This window comes from Streptomyces sp. NPDC001920 (assembly GCF_053594495.1).
In genome coordinates, this window is sequence record NZ_JBSFEP010000013.1 from 15,515 (window position 1) to 34,723 (window position 19,209).

General features: G+C 71.5%; 12 protein-coding genes. 3 read left to right on the forward strand and 9 right to left on the reverse strand.

What is annotated here, in order from left to right:
- Positions 1–141: 141 nt before the first annotated feature.
- Genes ACWCPI_RS22670 through ACWCPI_RS22680 form a run of 3 tightly spaced genes read right to left on the reverse strand, consistent with a single transcriptional unit; the run spans position 142 to position 3,796 of the window.
- Positions 142–1,068, reverse strand: a complete 927-nt coding sequence (locus ACWCPI_RS22670; protein ID WP_451039815.1) for a carbohydrate ABC transporter permease — start codon at positions 1,066–1,068, stop codon at positions 142–144.
- Positions 1,065–2,117 carry an ABC transporter permease gene (locus ACWCPI_RS22675; protein WP_451039816.1) on the reverse strand — a complete coding sequence of 351 codons (1,053 nt, stop codon included), beginning with the start codon at positions 2,115–2,117 and terminating at the stop codon, positions 1,065–1,067. Before ACWCPI_RS22675 ends, ACWCPI_RS22670 begins: the two co-directional genes overlap by 4 nt.
- Positions 2,117–3,796 (reverse strand): extracellular solute-binding protein, encoded by a 1,680-nt coding sequence (locus tag ACWCPI_RS22680; protein ID WP_451039817.1) that lies wholly within the window; start codon positions 3,794–3,796, stop codon positions 2,117–2,119. The genes ACWCPI_RS22675 and ACWCPI_RS22680 overlap by 1 nt, the downstream gene beginning before the upstream one ends.
- Positions 3,797–4,166: 370 nt before the next feature.
- Here ACWCPI_RS22680 and ACWCPI_RS22685 point away from each other — a divergent pair, with 370 nt between their 5' ends.
- Complete coding sequence (locus ACWCPI_RS22685; RefSeq protein WP_451039818.1) at positions 4,167–7,007, forward strand: glycoside hydrolase family 3 C-terminal domain-containing protein; 2,841 nt, start codon at positions 4,167–4,169, stop codon at positions 7,005–7,007.
- Between the two features lie 210 nt (positions 7,008–7,217).
- Here the strand turns inward: ACWCPI_RS22685 and ACWCPI_RS22690 are convergent, their stop codons facing one another.
- The 3 genes from ACWCPI_RS22690 to ACWCPI_RS22700 form a co-directional block, all read right to left on the reverse strand.
- Positions 7,218–8,663, reverse strand: coding sequence for an aldehyde dehydrogenase family protein (locus tag ACWCPI_RS22690; protein ID WP_451039819.1), 1,446 nt, complete (start codon positions 8,661–8,663; stop codon positions 7,218–7,220).
- Between the two features lie 160 nt (positions 8,664–8,823).
- The gene (locus tag ACWCPI_RS22695) at positions 8,824–10,506 is read right to left on the reverse strand and encodes a PucR family transcriptional regulator (RefSeq protein ID WP_451039820.1); all 1,683 of its coding nucleotides are present in this window, start codon (positions 10,504–10,506) and stop codon (positions 8,824–8,826) included.
- Positions 10,507–10,649: 143 nt separating this feature from the next.
- Complete coding sequence (locus tag ACWCPI_RS22700) at positions 10,650–12,770, reverse strand: ATP-binding protein (RefSeq protein WP_451039821.1); 2,121 nt, start codon at positions 12,768–12,770, stop codon at positions 10,650–10,652.
- 230 nt (positions 12,771–13,000) lie between these two features.
- Here ACWCPI_RS22700 and gabT point away from each other — a divergent pair, with 230 nt between their 5' ends.
- Together gabT and ACWCPI_RS22710 are read left to right on the forward strand one after the other, a co-directional pair.
- A complete protein-coding gene (gabT, locus tag ACWCPI_RS22705) occupies positions 13,001–14,335 on the forward strand; it encodes a 4-aminobutyrate--2-oxoglutarate transaminase (protein ID WP_388800746.1) in 1,335 nt (444 codons plus the stop codon).
- Positions 14,336–14,526: 191 nt separating this feature from the next.
- A complete protein-coding gene (locus ACWCPI_RS22710; protein WP_451039822.1) occupies positions 14,527–15,390 on the forward strand; it encodes a phosphatase PAP2 family protein in 864 nt (287 codons plus the stop codon).
- Here ACWCPI_RS22710 and ACWCPI_RS22715 read toward each other — a convergent pair.
- From ACWCPI_RS22715 to ACWCPI_RS22725, 3 genes are all read right to left on the reverse strand, one after another.
- Positions 15,329–17,122 (reverse strand): chitinase, encoded by a 1,794-nt coding sequence (locus ACWCPI_RS22715; RefSeq protein ID WP_451039823.1) that lies wholly within the window; start codon positions 17,120–17,122, stop codon positions 15,329–15,331. The genes ACWCPI_RS22710 and ACWCPI_RS22715 overlap by 62 nt on opposite strands.
- An 86-nt stretch (positions 17,123–17,208) precedes the next feature.
- Positions 17,209–17,661, reverse strand: a complete 453-nt coding sequence (locus ACWCPI_RS22720; RefSeq protein WP_451039824.1) for a hypothetical protein — start codon at positions 17,659–17,661, stop codon at positions 17,209–17,211.
- 113 nt (positions 17,662–17,774) lie between these two features.
- The gene (locus ACWCPI_RS22725; protein ID WP_451039825.1) at positions 17,775–19,193 is read right to left on the reverse strand and encodes an NAD(P)/FAD-dependent oxidoreductase; all 1,419 of its coding nucleotides are present in this window, start codon (positions 19,191–19,193) and stop codon (positions 17,775–17,777) included.
- Positions 19,194–19,209: the final 16 nt, after the last annotated feature.

Below are 19,209 nucleotides of genomic sequence, written 5' to 3' on the forward strand. Positions count from 1 at the left end.
ACGTGCAGGATCAGGGGAAAGTTGACGCTCTCAGGGGGCGCGGGCGTCTCACTGTGCGGCTCCGCCGCGTGGGCGCGAGGCGCACGGCGAGGCTGCGGACCCGCGGCCGACGGCTCCGCAGCGCGGGCCGGGGCAAGGGCGTCAGCCCTTGATCGCCCCCGTGAGCATGCCCTTCTTGAAGTGGCGCTGGACGAAGGGGGAGGCGACCGCGACGGGGATCAGGGCGAGGACCATGACGGCCATCTGCAGCCCCAGCGCGGAGAGTTCGCCGGTGCGGACCGCCTGCTGCAGGCCCGTCGGGGCTTCGGTGTTCTTCTGGACCAGCTGGATGAGCACGTTCTGCAGCGGCATCATCTGCTGGTCGCTGAGGTAGATGGAGGCGTTGAACCAGGCGCTCCAGTAACCGACCGCGTAGAACAGCGAGATGACGGCCAGCACGGCGCGCGACAGCGGCAGGATGATGGTCAGCAGGATCCGCAGGTCACCGGCTCCGTCGATGCGGGCGGACTCGGTGAGTTCGGGGGAGATCCCCATGAAGAAGGCGCGCAGCACCAGGATGTTGAAGACGCTGACCGCGCTCGGCAGGATCAGCGACAGATAGGTGTCGGTGAGGCCCAGCGACTGCACCAGGAGGTAGGTCGGGATGAGGCCGGCGCCGAAGAACATGGTCGCCATCAGGGCCATCAGGAAGAACCGGTGCCCCAGACTGCCCGGCCGGGACAGGCCGTAGGCCGCGAGTACCGACACCGTCATCGAGAACAGCGTGCCGAAGAGCGTCACGCCGACGGAGACCATGATCGCGCGGCTGACCTGACCACCGCTCAGCAGTTCCGTGTAGTTGATGAAGGTGATGCCCTGGGGGATCACGACGAGGCCGCCGACCCGGTCGATCACGGGCTTGGGAGAGAGGCTGGTGACGATCACGATCCACAGCGGACCGAGCACTCCCAGGCAGCACAGCGCCAGGAACGCGCTCTTGGCGGTGAGTCCGGCCTTGCTCGGCGGCTCCTCCCACACGGGGCGGGCGGGAGCCTTCAGACTGCGGATGAGCTGCGTGTTGAGGCTCACTTCTTGTACACCCCCTGCTCGCCGAGCAGATGCGCGACCTTGTTCGCGCCCAGGACGAGACACACTCCGATGACTCCCTTGACGAGGCCGACCGCGGCCGCGTAGCTGAAGTCGCCGTTCTGGATACCCATGTTCCACACGTAGGTGTCGAGGACCTCGCTGGCCCCCGCGCCGACGGCCCACCGCTGGAGCAGGAACTGCTCGAAGCCCACGCTCAGCGCGTCACCCACCCTGAGGACCAGCAGCAGCGCGATCACCGGGCGCAGCGCGGGCAGCGTCACGTGCCACATACGTCGCCAGCGCCCCGCGCCGTCCATGGCGGCGGCCTCGTACAGGTCGGTGCTGACGGCGGACAGGGCCGCGAGGAAGACGATGATCCCCCAGCCGGCGTCCTTCCACACGGCCTGCGCGGTGACCAGGTACTTGAAGAAGTCCGCGTCGGTCATCAGGTCGAAGCCGCTCCACCCGTGCTGCTCCAGCGTCTGCGCGATGATGCCCGCGCCGCCGAGGATCTGCTGGAAGACGGTGACCACGAGGACCCACGAGAAGAAGTGCGGCAGGTACATGATCGCCTGGGCCACGGCCCGGACCCGGGGCCGGATCACGCTGTTGATGACCAGCGCGAGGGCGATGGGGACCGGGAAGAACAGCACCAGTTGGAGCAGGAACAGCACGATGGTGTTCTCGGTGGCGCTCCAGAACAGCGGGTCGTCGACCATCCGCGAGAACTGCTCCACGCCGACCCACGGGCTGTGGAAGATCGCCGTGATGCCGTTGTCGGCGGCGTACGGGTCGTAGTCCTGGAAGGCGACGACATTGCCGAGCAGCGGGACGTAGTTGAAGATCAGGAGCAGGACGATGACGGGCAGCGTCATCAGGATGAGCGTGCGATCGCGGCGCAGCCGGACCCGGAAGGGGACCTTGCCCGCCTTGCCGGCCCCGCGCGGCACGCTCTCCTTCACGGCGGCGGCGACGACCGCGGCCGTCGGTTCCTCGACGGCCACGGGGGGACGCGTCCCGTCCGGCCTGCTCCCGGCCGTGAGGGACATCAGTTGCCACTGCCGTTCTTGTCGAGGAGCTCCTTGTACCAGTCGCGCAGCTTGTCGCCGCCCGAGGACTTCCAGGTGGAGATGGCCTGCTGCACGTCGGACAGCTTCTTGTTGCCGCGCACGAAGTCGATCTCCAGCTGCTCGAACTGGCTGGAGAGGGTGGCGTAGCGGCTCGGCTCGACGATGTTCATGCCGTAAGTGGAGGTCTTCTTCACGAAGGCACCCTGCCGCTGCTGCCACTCGACCTGCTTGCGGGCGATCTCGGGGAGGTCGGGGTGGGCGAGGAAGGGAGCCGGGGCCGCCAGCAGCACCCAGGCGTTGTTCACCTCCTGGGTGCCCTGGTCGTTCTTGATCGGAACGCCGTCCTTGACGGTGTAGTGGGTCCCCTCGACGCCGTAGTCGACGAACATCCGCTCCTTGGTGCCGTAGGGCGCAGCCGCGAAGTTGGCCGCGGCCAGCGCGTTCTCGACCGTCTCCTTCGAGGCGCCCTTGCGGATCATCGACCAGATGCCGGCCGGCTGGCCGGCGTACAGCGTCGGGGTGCCGCCGTCGGCGCCGAAGTAGTCCATGCCGTCGATCTCGTAGTCGGGGTTGGACCGGGCCTGTTCGACGGTCGTGCCGTACCAGCCGGACATGTCGCTGTTGGCGACCAGGGTCTGCCCGGCGGTGAACCGCTGGGTGGGATCGCCCGTGTTTGCTTTGTCGTCGGGGTGGACCACACCCGCGGCGAACAACTTGCGGACCCACTCCAGATGTTCGAGGTACTCAGGATGCTCGATGCGGTACGTCAGCTTGCCGCCGTCCCCGATGTTCCAGCCGAGCGACCCGGCAGGCCGGACACCGAAGAAGCCCGCCGCCGACCACCTCATGTCACCACAGGCCCACACCTTGGCCTTGGCACTGGTGGCCTCCTTGGCCCAGCTGAGGAACTCGTCCGCCGACCTGGGGACGGTGTAGCCCTTCTTGTCGAAGACGTCCTTGCGGTAGAAGGGCACGATGTTGGGCACGGAAGCGGCGGGCATCGGGATGCCGCGCAGCGCACCACCGAAGATGCTCATGCGCCAGGAGTCGGACGGGATCGCGGCCAGGTTCGGGTACTTCTTGACCTTGTCACCGGCCAGGTAGGGGCCGAGGTCCATGAACTTCGCGGTGACCGCGCTCGAGATCTTGCCGACCAGCTCCCAGCCGGGCACGACCACCATGTCGGGTATGGAACGGGAGGCGAGGACGGCACCGAGCTTCTCACCGTAGGTGTTGCCGTCCTGGTTCTGCCAGGTGATCTTGGTGCCGGCGGCCTCGTCGAGTCCCTTGTAGTAGGGGTTTGCGGGCTTCGGCGGGGTGCCCCAGAGCGGGGCCATGATCTTCAGGGGGGCGCCGGTACCGAGCTTCTCCGGGACCGAGGTCTTCAGCGCCGCGAGGTCGACCTTGCCGGTGTAACCCGCCGCCGAACCGTTCTTCGACGGAATGTCCGGCTTGGCGACCGTGCTGGTGACGTACGTCGGCAGCAGCTTGTCCGCGGCCTTGCCCGACGTGGTTCCCTCGCGCGATCCCCCCTCCGAACCGCCGCAGGCGGCGAGCAGCGGCATCCCACCGGCCACCGCTGCGGTGGCGACCGCAGTGGAGGCGAGGAAGCTTCTCCTGCTGGGTCCGGAGGGGGCGGAGGCGGCGTTCGGCGTCATTGCGTCAACCCTTCGTGGCGCACCTGGACACCCGGCGGTGGGCCGTCGGCTGCGGTGTCTTAAGTGGAACTGGCTGAGCTGAAGCGGCCCTCCGACCACGGACGAGAACACCCACCCCTGAAGCGGGTCGGCCTCGTAGTCGAAGCGCTTCGATGTTGCTGCGAGGTTAAGTGAAGGTATGGGGGCGCACAAGAGTCGTTTCCAAGATTCCTCGGAGGCGCGCGGGATCCACCGCACTCTTATACCGCTTGGCATACCGGTGAGGAGTCGGACTTATTGCGGCTGGGTGTCTTGACACCCCACCCCGAGTCGACTGAGCATCGAAGCGCTTCGAAAGCGCCTCGCCGCTCCTTTGCAAGGGGAACCCCAAGTGACCGCACAAACGCCGCCCACGCCGCCTTTCCGCGATCAGCGCCTGCCGTTCGCGAAGCGCATCGACGACCTGATGTCCCGTCTCACTCTCGATGAGAAGATCGGGTTCCTGCACCAGTTCGTGCCCGCCGTCGAGCGGCTCGGCATCGACGCGTTCCGCACCGGGCAGGAGGCTCTGCACGGGGTGGCCTGGATGGGCCCGGCCACCGTCTTCCCGCAGGCGGTGGGCCTCGCCGCGACCTGGAACACCGATCTCGTACGACGGGTCGGCGAAGCCGTCTCCAAGGAGACCAGGGCGATGCGCGCCCGCGACGACCGCGTGGGGCTGAACGTCTGGTCCCCCACCGTGAACCTCCTGCGCCACCCGCTGTGGGGCCGCAACGAGGAGGGCTACTCCGAGGACCCCAAGCTCACCTCGGCCATCGCCGTCGCCTACACCCGCGGCCTGCGCGGCGACCACCCGACGTACTGGCGCACCGCGCCCGTCCTCAAGCACTGGCTGGCCCACAACCACGAGACGGGCCGCGACGTCACGGCCGCCTCCGTCCGCCCGCGCGTGCTGCACGAGTACGACCTGCGCGCCTTCCGCGAGACGGTCGAGGCGGGGGCGACGGCCGGGGTGATGCCGGCGTACAACCTGGTCAACGGCCGGCCGAACCATGTCTCGCCGTACCTGCGTGAGCATCTGCGCGCCTGGACCGAACAGGACCTGATGGTCTGTTCGGACGCGGGCGCGCCCTCCAACCTGGTCGACTCCGAGCACTACTTCGACACCCACGAGGAGGCGACTGCGGCCACGCTGCTGGCCGGTGTGGACAGCTTCACCGACCACGGCACCGACAGCTCGCAGATCACGGCACGTGTGCGGGGCGCCCTGGAGCGCGGCCTGTTGACCGAGTCGGACGTCGACGCGGCGGTCCGCCGCCAGTTGTCGGTCCGCTTCCGGCTCGGCGAGTTCGACCCGGAGTACGACCCGCACGCACTCACCAAGGACTTCGACACCCCCGCCCACCGCGCCCTCGCCCAGGAGGCCGCCGAGCAGGCGGTCGTCCTGCTCAAGAACAACGGCCATGTGCTGCCGCTCGCCCCGGGCACCCGGATGGCGGTGGTGGGCCTGCTCGCCGACGAGTGCAAGCTCGACTGGTACAGCGGCACGCTCATCCACCGCTCCACCCCGCTGGCGGGTCTGCGCGAGCGGTTCGGCGCGGAGCGCGTGGAGTTCGCCGAGGGCGTGGACCGCGTCCTGCTGAAGACCTCGGCCGGAACCTTCCTGCACGTCCCCGAGGCGGATGCCGACGACGAGGTGCGCGGCGCGGAGGGCGCCCTCGACCCGGCCCTGCTCGCCGGGCGGACGGACCTGCCCCCGCTCACCGCCGGCCCGGACGGCACCGAACTCGCCCTCGTCGACTGGGGCGAGGGCGTGCTGACGCTGCGCGCCCCCGACGGGCGCTATCTCTCCGTCGCCGAGGACGGATGCGTCCGCGCCTCCGCCGACCAGCCCGGAGGCTGGGTCGTCCAGGAGACGTTCCGCCTGGAACCGCACGAGAACGGGCACCTCCTCCGGCACATCGGTACGGGTCGCCACGTCTGTGTCGCCGCGGACGGCGTCAGGGTTGCCGAAGGGCCGGGGGAGATCTTCGAGATCGTCGTGGTCGAGACCGGCGAGGACGCCGTGGCCAGGGCCGCCGGGCAGGCGGACGTGGTGCTGGTGGTGGCCGGCAACGACCCGCACATCAATGGACGCGAGACCGAGGACCGTACGACCCTCGCCCTTCCCGCGCACCAGGAGCGCCTGCTGCGCGCCGCCCGCGCGGCCAACCCGAAGACCGTGCTGGCACTGGTGTCGGCGTACCCGTACACGGTCGACCACACCGAGGTCCCGGCGATGCTGTGGACGGCCCACGGCGGCCAGGCGGCCGGCACCGCGCTGGCCCGGATCCTGGCCGGCGACGTCTCCCCCGCGGGCCGCCTTCCGCAGACCTGGTACGCCGACGACGCCGACCTGCCCGACCTCCTCGACTACGACGTGATCGGCGGCCGTCAGACCTACCTGTACTTCGAGGGGACCGCGCTGTTCCCGTTCGGGCACGGCCTGTCGTACACGACGTTCGCCTACGGCGATCTGGAGACCCGGGTGGCGGACGACGCGCTGCACGTCTCCTTCACGGTCACCAACACCGGTGATGTGACGGCCGACGAGGTCGCCCAGCTCTACACCCGCGCGGTGGAGCCGTCCGTGCCGCGTCCGCGCCGCGAGCTGGTGGCGCACGGCAGGGTGCGGCTGGAGCCCGGCGAGCGGACCGCACTCACCTTCGAACTCCCGCTGTCCGCCTTCGACTTCTGGGACGCAGCACGGGGCGGATGGCGCCGCGAGCCCGGCCCGTACGAGCTGCTGGCCGGCGCGTCCAGCGAGGACGTCCGGCTGCGGACGACGCTGGTCCTGGACGGCGAGGCGGGCGCACCGCGTCCGGTGACGCACCGCGGCCTCGACGCGGCCGACTTCGACACGCAGCGCGGCGTCGCGATCGTCGACCGCACGAAGGTCTCGGGCGACGCGGTGACGCCGGCCCGGGGCACGGCGGCCGAACTGGTCTATCTGAGCTGCGACTTCGGGGACGGTGTCACGCGGGTGACGGCGACCGTGTCCGGCGAGGGCGTGATCGAGGTGTCGCTGGACGGCGGCCCGGTGCTCGCCGTCCTGGCATCCGACGCGTCGGATGCGGGAGGCCCGTACGACTACACGACCCTGAGCGCCGGGATCGTCGCCGAGGGCGTCCACGACGTCCGCCTCGGGCTGCGCGGCTCGTTGCGGCTCGCGCACGTCGGCTTCTCCGGTTGAGGGTCCGGAGCAGGCCGGCGCGAAGAAGGGGCCCGGCACCGGAAGGCATCGGTGCCGGACCCCTTCGGGACGGCGAAACTCGCGTCACATCCGACTGTACCTGAAAACGGTTCCCATTAGCCAGGAGTTTTCGCGGACCCGGACGACCGGGGTGACGCCGACGGCCGGAGCCCCCGCACAGCGGGCTCCGGCCGTCCGTTCAGGAGGTGCTCACAGGGCGAGCCCGGTGAGGACCAGCACCCGCTCGTAGGTGTAGTCGTCCATCGCGAACCTCACGCCCTCGCGCCCCACGCCGGACTGCTTGGCGCCGCCGTACGGCATCTGGTCGGCACGGTAGGAGGGGACGTCGCCGACGACCACGCCGCCGACCTCCAGCGCCCGGTGGGCCCGGAAGGCGGTCTGCAGGTCGTGGGTGAACACGCCCGCCTGGAGGCCGTACTTGGAGTCGTTGACGGCGGCGAAGGCGGCGTCCTCCCCGTCGACCTTCTGCACGGTGAGGACAGGTCCGAAGATTTCCTCGCAGGCGAGGGTGGCGTCGGCCGGTACGTCGGTGAGGACGGTCGGCGCGTAGGAGGCGCCGTCGCGCTTGCCACCGGTGAGCAGCTTCGCCCCGGCGGCGACGGCCTCGTCCACCCACGCCTCGACGCGCTTGGCGGCGTCCTCGCTGACCAGCGGCCCGACGTCCGTCGTGTCGTCGCCCGGGTCACCGGTGACCTGGGCCTCGACGGCGGCGACGACGCGCGGCAGCAGACGGTCGTACACCGAGGCGTCCGCGATCACCCGCTGCACCGAGATGCAGGACTGGCCGCCCTGGTAGTTGGAGAAGGTGGCGATGCGGCCGGCGGCCCAGTCGAGGTCCGCGTCGGAGGCGTAGTCGGCGAGCACGACCGCCGCGCCGTTGCCGCCCAGCTCCAGGGTGCAGTGCTTGCGGGGCACCGAGTCCATGATCGCGTAGCCGACCTTCTCGGACCCGGTGAAGGAGATCACGGGCAGGCGCGGGTCCTGGACGAGCGCGGGCATCCGGTCGTTGGGGACCGGCAGGATGCTCCAGGCGCCGGCCGGCAGATCGGTCTCGGCCAGCAGCTCGCCGATGACCAGCCCGGACAGCGGAGTGGCCGGGGCCGGCTTGAGGATGATCGGCGCGCCGGCGGCGATGGCCGGGGCGACCTTGTGGGCGCAGAGGTTGAGCGGGAAGTTGAAGGGCGCGATGCCGAGGACGACGCCCTTGGGGAAGCGCCGGGTCAGGGCGAGTCGGCCCTGGCCGCCGAGGTCGGTGTCGAGGCGCTGGGCCTCGCCGCCGTTGAACCGCCGGGCCTCCTCGGCAGCGAACCGGAACACGGACACGGCACGGCCGACCTCGCCGCGGGCCCACTTCATGGGCTTGCCGTTCTCGGCGGAGATGAGCTGCGCGATCTCCTCGGTGCGCGCGGCGAGCCGCTTGCTGACGTGGTCGAGCGCGGCTGCACGCACATGGGCCGGGGTCGCGGCGAACTCGTCCCGCACGGCGTACGCGGCGGCCACGGCCTCCTCGATCTGCGCGTCCGTCGGCACGCTCACCTTGCCGACGGTCCGCCCGTCCCAAGGGGAGGTCACGTCGAAGCTGTCCTCGCCGCCGACCTGGCGGCCGGCGAGCCAGAAGGCGTAAGTGGAAGTCATGTCGATTTCCCGGCCCTTCCGCGTTGGGGGTGTCCTGTGTCGGGGTCCACGGTAGGGGGGAGGAGGTGCGGGATCGCTTGGCCGCGGTGTAGTGATGCGGTACGGGGCATGCGCCGATTTGGCGTACGCGGCCGTCCGGCACTCCGTCCCGCGGGGGGACTCACTCGGCCGATGTGGCCTTCAGCGCCAGCCAGAGCTCCATCCGCACGTCCGCGTCGTCCAGCGAGCGCCCCAGGATCTCCTCCACGCGCCGCATCCGGTACCGCAGCGTGTGCCGGTGCACTCCGAGGTCGGCGGCCGCCGCGTCCCACTGCCCGTGCCGCGACAGCCAGGCCCGCAGCGAGGCGACCAGGTCCCCGCGGCCCGTCGCGTCGTGCTCGTGCAGCGCCCGCAGCAGCCCGTCCGCGAACGCCTTCACGGCGTCGTCGGCGAGCAGCGGCAGCACCGACCCCGCGGCCAGCTGCTCGTGCTCCACGCACACCCGCCCCCGGCGCCGGGCCACCGACACGGCCTGCTCGGCCTGCTTGTAGGCGGCCGCCGCGGCGATGGGCCCCGACGGCGCCGAGAGCCCCACGACCAGTTCGTCCTCGTCGGCACCCGCGTGCCCCTCCGGTACGGCCCCCGCGCGCGCCGCCTCCAGGGCCGCCGCGTACTGCGCGCACGCCTTGACCGCGGCGCCCCCGTCCGCGGCGAGCACCACCACCCGCGCGGTGTCGCCCTCCCCTTCCGGCACCACCAGCACGGACTCCCCGGCCCGGGCCGCCGCCGACTCCACGACCTCGGTGAGCGCCCCCAGCGGATCACCGTTCGCCCCGCCGGAGACCACGGCCAGCGCCGCTGCCGACGGCTTGGTGAGCGTCACCCGCGCCCCGGAGTCCACCACGCGTGCCGCCGACACCGACCCGGCCTCGGCGACGATCACCCGGAAGGGCGCGTCCAGGAGGCCGCCGTACAGATCCCCCGCGACCGCCCGGGCGTGATCCGGCTCCCCGGCGAGCAGCATGCGCAGCACAGCGGCCCCGACCCGCTGTTCGGCCGCGTGCAGCGACCGGGACCGTTCGGTCGTCAGGGTCAGCAGCGCGATCGCCGAGTGGACGGCGTAGCGCTCCGCCGTGCCCGGTGCCGCCGCCGTTCCCACCGCGAGCGCCGCGCGCGGCCGGCGCCCCGTGCCGAGGGTGTGCAGCTCGACCCGGTCCTCGTGCTCGGGCCCGCCGACCACGGACGACGCGGGCGCGGGACGCTCGCGCAGCCGCTCCACGTCCGCGGTGAGCCGCGCCGCCCGCCGCCCCGCCCAGTCGGGTGCCGTCGCGACCACGGCACCGGAGGCGTCGTACAGCGCCGCCCAGCCGTTCACCTGCGACGCGAGCACGGCCAGCAGCCCTTCGGGGCCGGCGTTCAGCGCCTGCTTCGTCAGTTCCCGCTGCGCCGCGAACCCTGCCGTCACCGCCCGGTACTGGTCGGCCGCGATCGCCGCCGACACCGCCTTGCTGATGGCGAGGAAGGGCGTACGGCGAGGTACTTCCAGCAGCGGCAGGCCCTCCTGCTTCGCCGCCTCGACCAGCGCCTCGGGGACCTCCTCGTAGTTGACGCCGACCGCGAAGCCGAGGCCGACCACGCCCGCGCCGACCAGCCGCCGTACGTAGCGCCGCATCGCCTCGGGGTTCTCCGCGTCCAGCTTGAGCGCGGTGACCAGCAGCAGTTCCCCGCCCTCCATGTAGGGGACGGGGTCGGCGAGCTCGCTGACGTGCGCCCAGCGCACGGGCACGTCCAGGCGGTCCTCGCCCGCCCGCACGGTCAGCTTGAGCGCGGAGTGGTGGACGAGCGAGGCGAGCGTCGGGGGCATGAGGCCTTCACATCCGTGTGATCTGTGTGATCACGGTGATCACCCACGTGATCCCTGTGATCTTTTGGCCGCCGTGTATGAACGGCCTGTGCCGATTCTGCCTCACCGTACGGTCGCGTGTGACCCGACGCCCGGATACCGGGTCACCCCCGCAGATCCACCAGCAACGGCGGCGCGTGCTCCCCCTGGACGCTGGTCAGCGACAGCACCGCGTGCCCCGGAGGGACCGCGTGGGCCAGTTCGGAGGCGGACCAGCGCTCCCGCTCGACCTGCCGGACGGTCACCGCCCGCGCGGTCGGCGCCTTGCCGGTGATCACTCGCCGCAAGGCGTGCACCGCCTTCCCGGCCGGCGTCTCGGCGATGATCTGCCGGTCGGTGACGTCCCGGGCCTCGGTCCACTCCTTGCCCCAGACCTCGGCGAAGTCCTGCCCGTCCCACGGCGTGACCCCGGCCAGCGCCATCCGGCACCCGGTGGCCCCGAGCAGCGGCCCGCGCAGCGGCCTCGGTACGTCGTCCAGGGAGCGCAGCGTGAGCACGGCGCCCGCGTTGCCCGACCGCAGCCGCTGGATGCCGCGGACCGCTTCGGGCGTGACCACCCCGGTCGCGTCGTCGAGGATCAGGCAGGCGAACAGCGACCGGTCCTCCCGCACCGCGACACTCGCCGTGAACTGGGCGAGGACCAGCCGTGCCAGCATCCGCGAGGCCTCGGCGTGCCCGCGCGCGGGCAGGTCGATGCGGACCCGGACGGGGTGGTCGAGCGCCTTCAGCGAGAACGGCCGCGACCGGCCCGAGGTGTCGAAGAACCCCGCGAAGGCCGGCCGGTCGAGCAACGCCACCCGGTCCGCGAGCACCGCCGCCACATCACCGGGGTGCCCCAGCTGCCGCTCCCGTGCGTCCAGCTCGCGCATGAGCGACTCCTGCCCGGAGCCCTCCAGCGCCGTGCGCAGCGCGCCGAGCGCACCGGGCGAGCCGTCCAGCAGCTGCCGCAGCTCCGGCACGGACGGGAAGCGGTCGTGGACCGCCCGGAACGGCCCGAGGAGCTGGGCCAGCACGGTGGTGGAGCGCCGGCTGTCGCTGCCGGGGTGCGGGTCGGCGAGATCCCCGACGAGTGCCTCGGCGAGCACGGCCGCGGCCTCGTCGGGGTCGCTGGTGCCGCCGTACAGGTCCAGGTCGTACACCGAGTCCGGATCGCCGATCCGTACGACGACGTCGTACGCGTCCGCCGGTCCGAGCCCCGCGCCCGCCGCGCCGACCACGACGACCGCGGCCCGCCCGGCCAGCGCGTGCAGGCACAGCGACTCGGCGAGCGGCCGCACCACGGTCCCGGTCTTGCCGGATCCGGCCGGCCCGACCGCGAGCAGGGAGGTGCCGAGCAGGTCGGGGCCGAGGCCGAGGCCGGTGCCCCGGTAGGCGTAGGGGTTGCGCGGGTCGTCGGCGGTCGTGCCGAGCCTGACCTGGCCGCTGACCAGGTCGTGCCGGGCGGCACGAGAGGGCAGGTCCCGCTCGCCCGACGGGTGCAGACAGGCCGCGGCGCCGTCCTTGAGCACGGCGCCCGTGAACGTGGCGAGGTCATGGCGTCCGCTGCTCACGCCCTGCCAGGCGCGGGCGATCCGGGCGTAGTCGACGTCGCGCATCAGCCCCGCCCGTGCGTCGGCGGCGAGCCGCTCGGCGGCGGCGTCGGCCCCCGCGGCCCGCAGCGCCGGCCAGGAGGCGAGGTCCTGCTCGGGGGCGGGCGGGCGCTCGGCCGCGGGTGCTCCCGGGCGCCAGGCGGGCGGGCCGAAGCGGCGCCAGACCTCGCCCCAGCGGCCCAGGCGGCCGACGGCCAGCATGATGGCGAGGGCGATGAGCGTGTAGTAGCTGTACCAGAGGACGGCGTTGCCGACGCGGTCGTTGTTCTCGCGCCAGGAGTCCGGGGTGAACAGCTCCAGGGGCAGCACCCACCAGCCGCCGAGATAGCCGTTCCACAGCAGCGACCAGATCAGCCAGCCGACCAGGAAGGCGATCAGCGCACCGCTCAGCAGCTGGCGCGTCGGGATCCGCTCGGGTTCCTCGTCCGGCCGGGGCACGTGCCCGAACCGCCACACACCTGGCGGGGTCTCCGGTCGCGGCGCCCGCAGCCAGGCCAGGAACGGCCCGTCCGGCCCCGGCACCCCGGGTGCCCGCGTCGGCCGCGGCGGCACCGCAGGAGCCTCCGGCGGTACCGCCGGACGCGGCACAGGCGTCGCATGCGTGCCCCGCGCGTCCTGCGTCCCGTCGCTGTCCATCGCCCTTGCCCCCTGACCAGCCGCTCCGTCCACCATCAGCGAGCCAATCTAACGCCCTCGCATGGGGACTTCACCGCTTACGCGGCCGGGCGTCGCCACGAGCGCCATGTCCACCGCGGACAACACGCCGTGCCGACAACGCCCACATGGAGCATGCCCACCCCCCACTCCCCGCCCTAGCCTGCGAGAAAAGACAAGACAAGCGTCAGCAAAACCCCCAGGAGCCCCTCATGAGCGCACTTCCGCAGGAGCGCCGCGTCGTCACCGCCATCCCCGGCCCGAAGTCGCAGGAGCTGCAGGCCCGCCGTACCGCCGCGGTCGCGCAGGGCGTGGGCTCCGTGCTGCCCGTGTTCACCGCGCGTGCGGGCGGCGGCATCATCGAGGACGTCGACGGCAACCGCCTGATCGACTTCGGCTCCGGCATCGCCGTGACGTCGGTCGGCGCCTCCGCCGAGGCCGTCGTACGCCGGGCCTCCGCCCAGCTCGCCGACTTCACCCACACCTGTTTCATGGTCACGCCGTACGAGGGCTACGTGGAGGTCGCCGAGGCCCTCGCCGAGCTGACCCCGGGTGACCACGCCAAGAAGTCGGCGCTGTTCAACTCCGGCGCCGAAGCCGTCGAGAACGCCGTCAAGATCGCGCGTGCGTACACCAAGCGTCAGGCCGTGGTCGTCTTCGACCACGGCTACCACGGCCGCACCAACCTCACCATGGCGCTGACCGCGAAGAACATGCCGTACAAGCACGGCTTCGGCCCGTTCGCGCCCGAGGTCTACCGGGTGCCGGTGGCGTACGGCTACCGCTGGCCGACCGGCCCGGAGAACGCGGGGCCGGAGGCCGCCGCGCAGGCCATCGACCAGATCTCCAAGCAGGTGGGCCCTGAGAACGTCGCCGCGATCATCATCGAGCCGGTCCTCGGCGAGGGCGGCTTCATCGAGCCGGCCAAGGGCTTCCTGCCCGCGATCCGCCAGTTCGCCGCCGACAACGGCATCGTCTTCGTGGCGGACGAGATCCAGTCCGGCTTCTGCCGCACCGGCCAGTGGTTCGCGTGCGAGGACGAGGGCATCGTCCCCGACCTGATCACCACCGCGAAGGGCATCGCGGGCGGTCTGCCGCTCGCCGCCGTGACCGGCCGCGCCGAGATCATGGACGCCGCGCACGCCGGTGGCCTGGGCGGCACCTACGGCGGCAACCCGGTCGCGTGTGCCGGCGCGCTCGGCTCGATCGAGACGATGAAGGAGCTCGACCTCAACGCCAAGGCGAAGAGCATCGAGGCGATCATGAAGGCCCGCCTCGGCGCCATGGCCGAGAAGTTCGACATCATCGGCGACATCCGCGGCCGCGGCGCGATGATCGCCATCGAGCTGGTCAAGGACCGCGCCACCAAGGAGCCGAACCCGGAGGCGACCGGCGCCCTCGCCAAGGCCTGCCACGCCGAGGGCCTGCTGGTCCTGACCTGTGGCACCTACGGCAACGTGCTGCGCTTCCTGCCCCCGCTGGTCATCGGCGAGGACCTGCTGAACGAGGGTCTCGACATCATCGAGCAGGCCTTCGCCCGTATCTGAGGTCCCGGCGAAACCACTGGTGAGCGCCAGGGTCCCGGCCCGGTGGTCTCCTGCGCCCCAGCCCCGACACCGCACGCGGTTCCGGGGCTGGGGCGGCCGTCGTCAGAGCGTGTGAAGAAGGTGTGCGAGGTGGATGTCAGGACGCGATTCCACCTGTCGAACCCCCTTCCCCTGTCGTAGGTTCTAAGCAGATGAGAGATACACCCCGCCCAGAGGGGACTCTGGGCGACTTCGGGCCGAGGCCTCCCCAGCTTCGACCTGGTCGTGCCCTCGCGCACACAACCGGAGCCTCCGGCTCTGGATCTCCTCACCGATCGGACAGTCGCCCGCCCCAAACCCCCCGGGGCGCGCGACCACCCGGTCCGGACGGCCGCCTCGGAACCACCCCCCCTGTTCCGGGGCGGCCGACCTCCCTCTTCCTCCTTCTCGGGCTTCCCGCTCTCCTCTTCGCGCTCATCACCTGGCAGGTGATGGCCGACGGCCCCCTGCTGGACGCCGACGCGACGGTCAGCCGGGCCCTGGTCCACCCGGACCGCCTCTCCGAGTTCCTCGCAGATCTCGGCAATGTGCAGGTCGCGGTGCCGGTGCTCGCCGCCGCCCTGGCGTGCGCGACCTGGCGCCACCGGCGCACTGGCGGACACCACTGGTGGGCGCCCGCCGCCTGCGCCGCCCTGCACATGGTTCTGGTCCCGGCGCTGGTGGTACCGCTGAAGGTGCTGACCGACCGCCCCGGCACGCCGGCCGTGCCATCCGCCACCGGCTACTACCCGTCCGGCCACACGGCCACGGCCGCCGTCGCCTACGGGGCCGCGACCCTGCTGCTCCTTCCCTGGCTGAGATCCGCCCTCGCCCGCCGGGCACTGCTCGCGCTCTGCGCCGCCCTCAACCTCGGCGTCGCCTTCGGTCTGGTCCGGCGCGGCTACCACTGGCCACTGGACGTCGTGGCCAGTTGGTGCCTGGGCGCGGTGCTGCTCTCGCTGCTGTGGCTGTTCCTCAGCCGAAGTAGCCGTCGAACGTCCGCTGGAACTCCCAGCCGCCGAAGCGGTCCCAGTTGACCGACCATGTCATCAGGCCGCGCAGCGCCGGCCAGGTGCCGTGCGGGGCGTACGAGCCGCAGTTCGTCCTCTTCGTCAGGCAGTCGAGGGTCTTGATGACCTCGGCGGGCGGGACATGTCCGTTGCCCGCGTGGGTCGACGCCGGCATACCGATCGCCACCTGGTCGGGGCGCAGCGGCGGGAAGACGTTGTTCGCGTCGCCCGCCACCGGGAAGCCGGTGAGCAGCATGTCGGTCATGGCGATGTGGAAGTCGGCGCCGCCCATCGAGTGGTACTGGTTGTCCAGGCCCATGATCGGGCCGGAGTTGTAGTCCTGGACGTGCAGCAGCGTCAGGGCGTCGCGCAGGGCGTGGATGACCGGGAGATACGCCCCTGCCCTCGGGTCCTGGCCGCCCCATCTGCCGGTGCCGTAGTACTGGTGGCCGAGCTGGACGAAGAAGGTCTCCGGGGCCATGGTCAGCACGAAGTCGTCGCCGTACTTCGCCTTCAGGGTCTTCAGTGCCGAGATGAGATGGACGATGACCGGCGTCTTCGGGTCCCTGAAGTCGGTGTCGTCGGCGTTCAAGGAGAGCGAGTGGCCCTCGAAGTCGATGTCGAGGCCGTCGAGGCCGTACTCGTCGATGATCTTCGAAACGGAGGACACGAAGGTGTCCCGCGCCGCGGTGGTCGTCAGCCGCACCTGGCCGTTCTGGCCGCCGACGGAGATCAGCACCTTCTTGCCGGCCGCCTGCTTGGCACGGATCGCCGTCTTGAACTCGGCGTCGCTCTCGACGTTCGGGCACTCGGTGGCGGGGCAGCGCTCGAAGCGGATGTCGCCCGAGGTGACCGAGGTCGGCTCGCCGAAGGCGAGGTCGATGACGTCCCAGCTGTCGGGAACGTCGGCCAGGCGGGTGTAGCCGGAGCCGTTGGCGAAGCTCGCGTGGAGATAGCCGACCAGGGCATGGGCCGGCAGGTCCGGACCCTCGCCGCCCGGCCGGGCGGTGGTCGTGGCGGTCACCGTGGCCGACCGCGGGGACTCGCCCGCCTCGTTCACGGCGGTGACCTGGAAGCCGTACGCCGTCGAGGGTGAGAGCCCACCGATCGTCGCCGAAGTGCCGCTCACCGTCTGGACCTTGGCGCCGTCGCGGTGGACGGCGTAGCTCGTCGCGCCCGGCACCGGCGTCCAGGACAGGGCGACGCTGGAGGAGGTGACCGCGCCGGTCTTCAGGCCGGTCGGGGCTGCGGGCGGCTGCCCGGTCTCCCCTCCCGGTCCGACGAGCGAGATGTCGTCGGCGTGGTAGGCGCCCGTGCCGTACCAGCCGTGGGTGTAGAGGGTGACGCGGGTGGTGGCGGGGCCGGTCCGAAAGGTCGTCGTGAGCTGCTGCCAGGCGGGGGCCGACCGGGTCCAGGTGGAGACGTCGGTGGTGCCTGTACCGCTCGCGCCGAGGTGGACGTAGGAGCCGCGGACGTGCCCGGACAGCGTGTACTGGGAGTCCGGCTTCACGGTCACCGTCTGGGCGCACCGGGCGTTGTCGGCGCCGGCCGGGGTCGCCTGGAGCGCAAAACTGCCGCTGCGCACCGGTGAGTTCACGGTCGTACCGGCCGGGCAGGTCCAGCCGTCGAGGCCGGACTCGAAACCGCCGTTGCGTACGAGGTCCGCGTCGGCCGCACGGGCGGCCGACGAGAGCGCGGTGACACCGGGCAGGGTCAGTACCACGGCGGCGAGCAGGGCGAGAGGTCTGAAGCGATCCACAAGTACCTCCAGGCATGGGGGAATTGGAGGGTGGAGCGCCCACAACTTGGTCCAGACCAATCCGCCTTGTCAAGGCTTTTCGCGCGTCACCCCTCCCCTTCCGCCGCCAGACCCGCCGCCGCCTCGTGCATGGCCAGTTCGAGCAGTGCCGGGTCGATGAGGGTGCCGGTGCCGTCCGGCGGGACCAGCCAGCGCACCCCACCGCTGGCCCGCCCCGGGTACGGGACGACGATCCAGGTGCCGGATCCGGCCGTGCGGATGCCGGTGCCCAGCCAGCGGGCGGCCGTGCCGGGCGGCACGAAGAAGCCCATGCGCGCGTCACCGAAGTCGACCAGGACCGGGCCGAGTTGGTCGAGGATGCGGGTGAGGACGTCGAGCGTGGGATAGCCGAGTTCGGCAGGCAGGATGAGCACGTCCCAGGCCCTGCCGGCCGGCAGCAGGGCGACCCCCAGGGGGTTGCGCTCCCACTCCCAGCGGCAGGCCTCGGGATCCGGAGCGACGGATGCCAGCCACTCCACCGCCGTCTTCGCCCCTGTCATGACGGTGACCTCCCTTTCTGTCGTGGACGCCGATCGCGTCACGAGGGAGAGGGAGGTCACCCGGCGGGCATTACGCGGGTTCCCGCAACCGATTCGCAGTGATCTGGATCACATCAACTGTCGAAGCCGAGGCCCAGTCGGTCCATCGTCCTCAGCCACAGGTTCCGGCGGCCGCCGTGCGCGTCGGCGCGCGCCAGCGACCACTTGGTGAGCGCGATGCCGGTCCAGGCGAAGGGCTCGGGAGGGAAGGGGAGCGGCTTCCTGCGGACCATTTCGAGCTGTGTGCGTTGCGTGCGCTCCCCCGCCAGCAGGTCCAGCATCACGTCCGCGCCGAACCGGGTCGCCCCGACACCGAGACCCGTGAAGCCCGCCGCGTACGCCACCTTGCCCTGATGGGCGGTCCCGAAGAACGCCGAGAAGCGTGAGCAGGTGTCGATGGCGCCGCCCCACGCGTGCGTGAAGCGGATGCCCTCCAGCTGCGGGAAGCAGGTGAAGAAGTGCCCGGCGAGCTTGGCGTACGTCTGCGGGCGGTCGTCGTACTCGGCACGGACCCGGCCGCCGTACGGGTAGATCGCGTCGTAGCCGCCCCACAGGACGCGGTTGTCGGCGGAGAGGCGGAAGTAGTGGAACTGGTTCGCCGAGTCGCCGAGGCCCTGCCTGTTCTGCCAGCCGATCGAGGCGAGCTGGTCGGCGGTGAGCGGCTCGGTCATCAGGGCGTAGTCGTAGACCGGGACGGTGTAGGCGCGCACGCGCTTGACCAGGCTCGGGAAGATGTTCGTGCCGAGGGCGACCTGGCGTGCGCGCACCTGGCCGTAGGGCGTGCGTACGGCCATGCCGGCGCCGTACGGCTTCAGGGTGAGGGCGGGAGTGTGCTCGTAGACGCGGACGCCGAGGTCCACGCAGGCCCGCTTCAGGCCCCACACCAGCTTGGCCGGGTTGAGCATGGCGACGCCGCGGCGGTCGTGGAGGCCGGCCTGGAAGGTCGGTGAGTCGACCTGTGCCCGCACCGCCTCCCGGTCCAGGAACTCGATGCCGTCGGCCAGGCCCTTGTCCCGCAGTTCCTCGTACCAGTCGCGCAGTTCCCACGCCTGGTACGTCTCGGTGGCGACGTCGATCTCGCCGGTGCGTTCGAAGTCGCAGTTCAGGGAGTAGCGGGCGACCGCCTTCTCGATCTCGTCGAGGTTGCGCGCGCCCAGCTCCTCCAAGGTGTGGATCTCGTCGGGCCAGCGGGCCAGCCCGTTGGGCAGACCGTGGGTGAGGGAGGCGGCGCAGAAGCCGCCGTTGCGGCCGGAGGCGGCCCAGCCCACCTCACGGCCTTCGAGCAGGACCACGTCCCGCCGCGGGTCGCGCTCCTTGGCGAGGAGCGCGGTCCACAGTCCGCTGTAGCCTCCGCCGACGACCAGCAGGTCGCAGGTCTCGGCGGTGGTGAGGGCGGGTTCGGGGTGGGGCCTGCCGGGGTCGTCCAGCCAGTACGGGACCGGCTGGGCGTCGGAGAGCGACTTCGTCCAGTGATTCATGGCGCTTGGGGCCATGATTTCAACTCCCTAC

What these genes read in the sequence shown, in the direction of transcription:
- ACWCPI_RS22695 (WP_451039820.1), bottom strand. Translation starts at nt 10,506, where the DNA reads ATGCCCCCGACGCTCGCCTCGCTCGTCCACCACTCCGCGCTCAAGCTG.
- ACWCPI_RS22675 (WP_451039816.1), bottom strand. Translation starts at nt 2,117, where the DNA reads ATGTCCCTCACGGCCGGGAGCAGGCCGGACGGGACGCGTCCCCCCGTG.
- ACWCPI_RS22720 (WP_451039824.1), bottom strand. Translation starts at nt 17,661, where the DNA reads ATGACAGGGGCGAAGACGGCGGTGGAGTGGCTGGCATCCGTCGCTCCG.
- gabT (WP_388800746.1), top strand. Translation starts at nt 13,001, where the DNA reads ATGAGCGCACTTCCGCAGGAGCGCCGCGTCGTCACCGCCATCCCCGGC.
- ACWCPI_RS22700 (WP_451039821.1), bottom strand. Translation starts at nt 12,770, where the DNA reads ATGGACAGCGACGGGACGCAGGACGCGCGGGGCACGCATGCGACGCCT.
- ACWCPI_RS22710 (WP_451039822.1), top strand. Translation starts at nt 14,527, where the DNA reads ATGAGAGATACACCCCGCCCAGAGGGGACTCTGGGCGACTTCGGGCCG.
- ACWCPI_RS22725 (WP_451039825.1), bottom strand. Translation starts at nt 19,193, where the DNA reads ATGGCCCCAAGCGCCATGAATCACTGGACGAAGTCGCTCTCCGACGCC.
- ACWCPI_RS22690 (WP_451039819.1), bottom strand. Translation starts at nt 8,663, where the DNA reads ATGACTTCCACTTACGCCTTCTGGCTCGCCGGCCGCCAGGTCGGCGGC.
- ACWCPI_RS22680 (WP_451039817.1), bottom strand. Translation starts at nt 3,796, where the DNA reads ATGACGCCGAACGCCGCCTCCGCCCCCTCCGGACCCAGCAGGAGAAGC.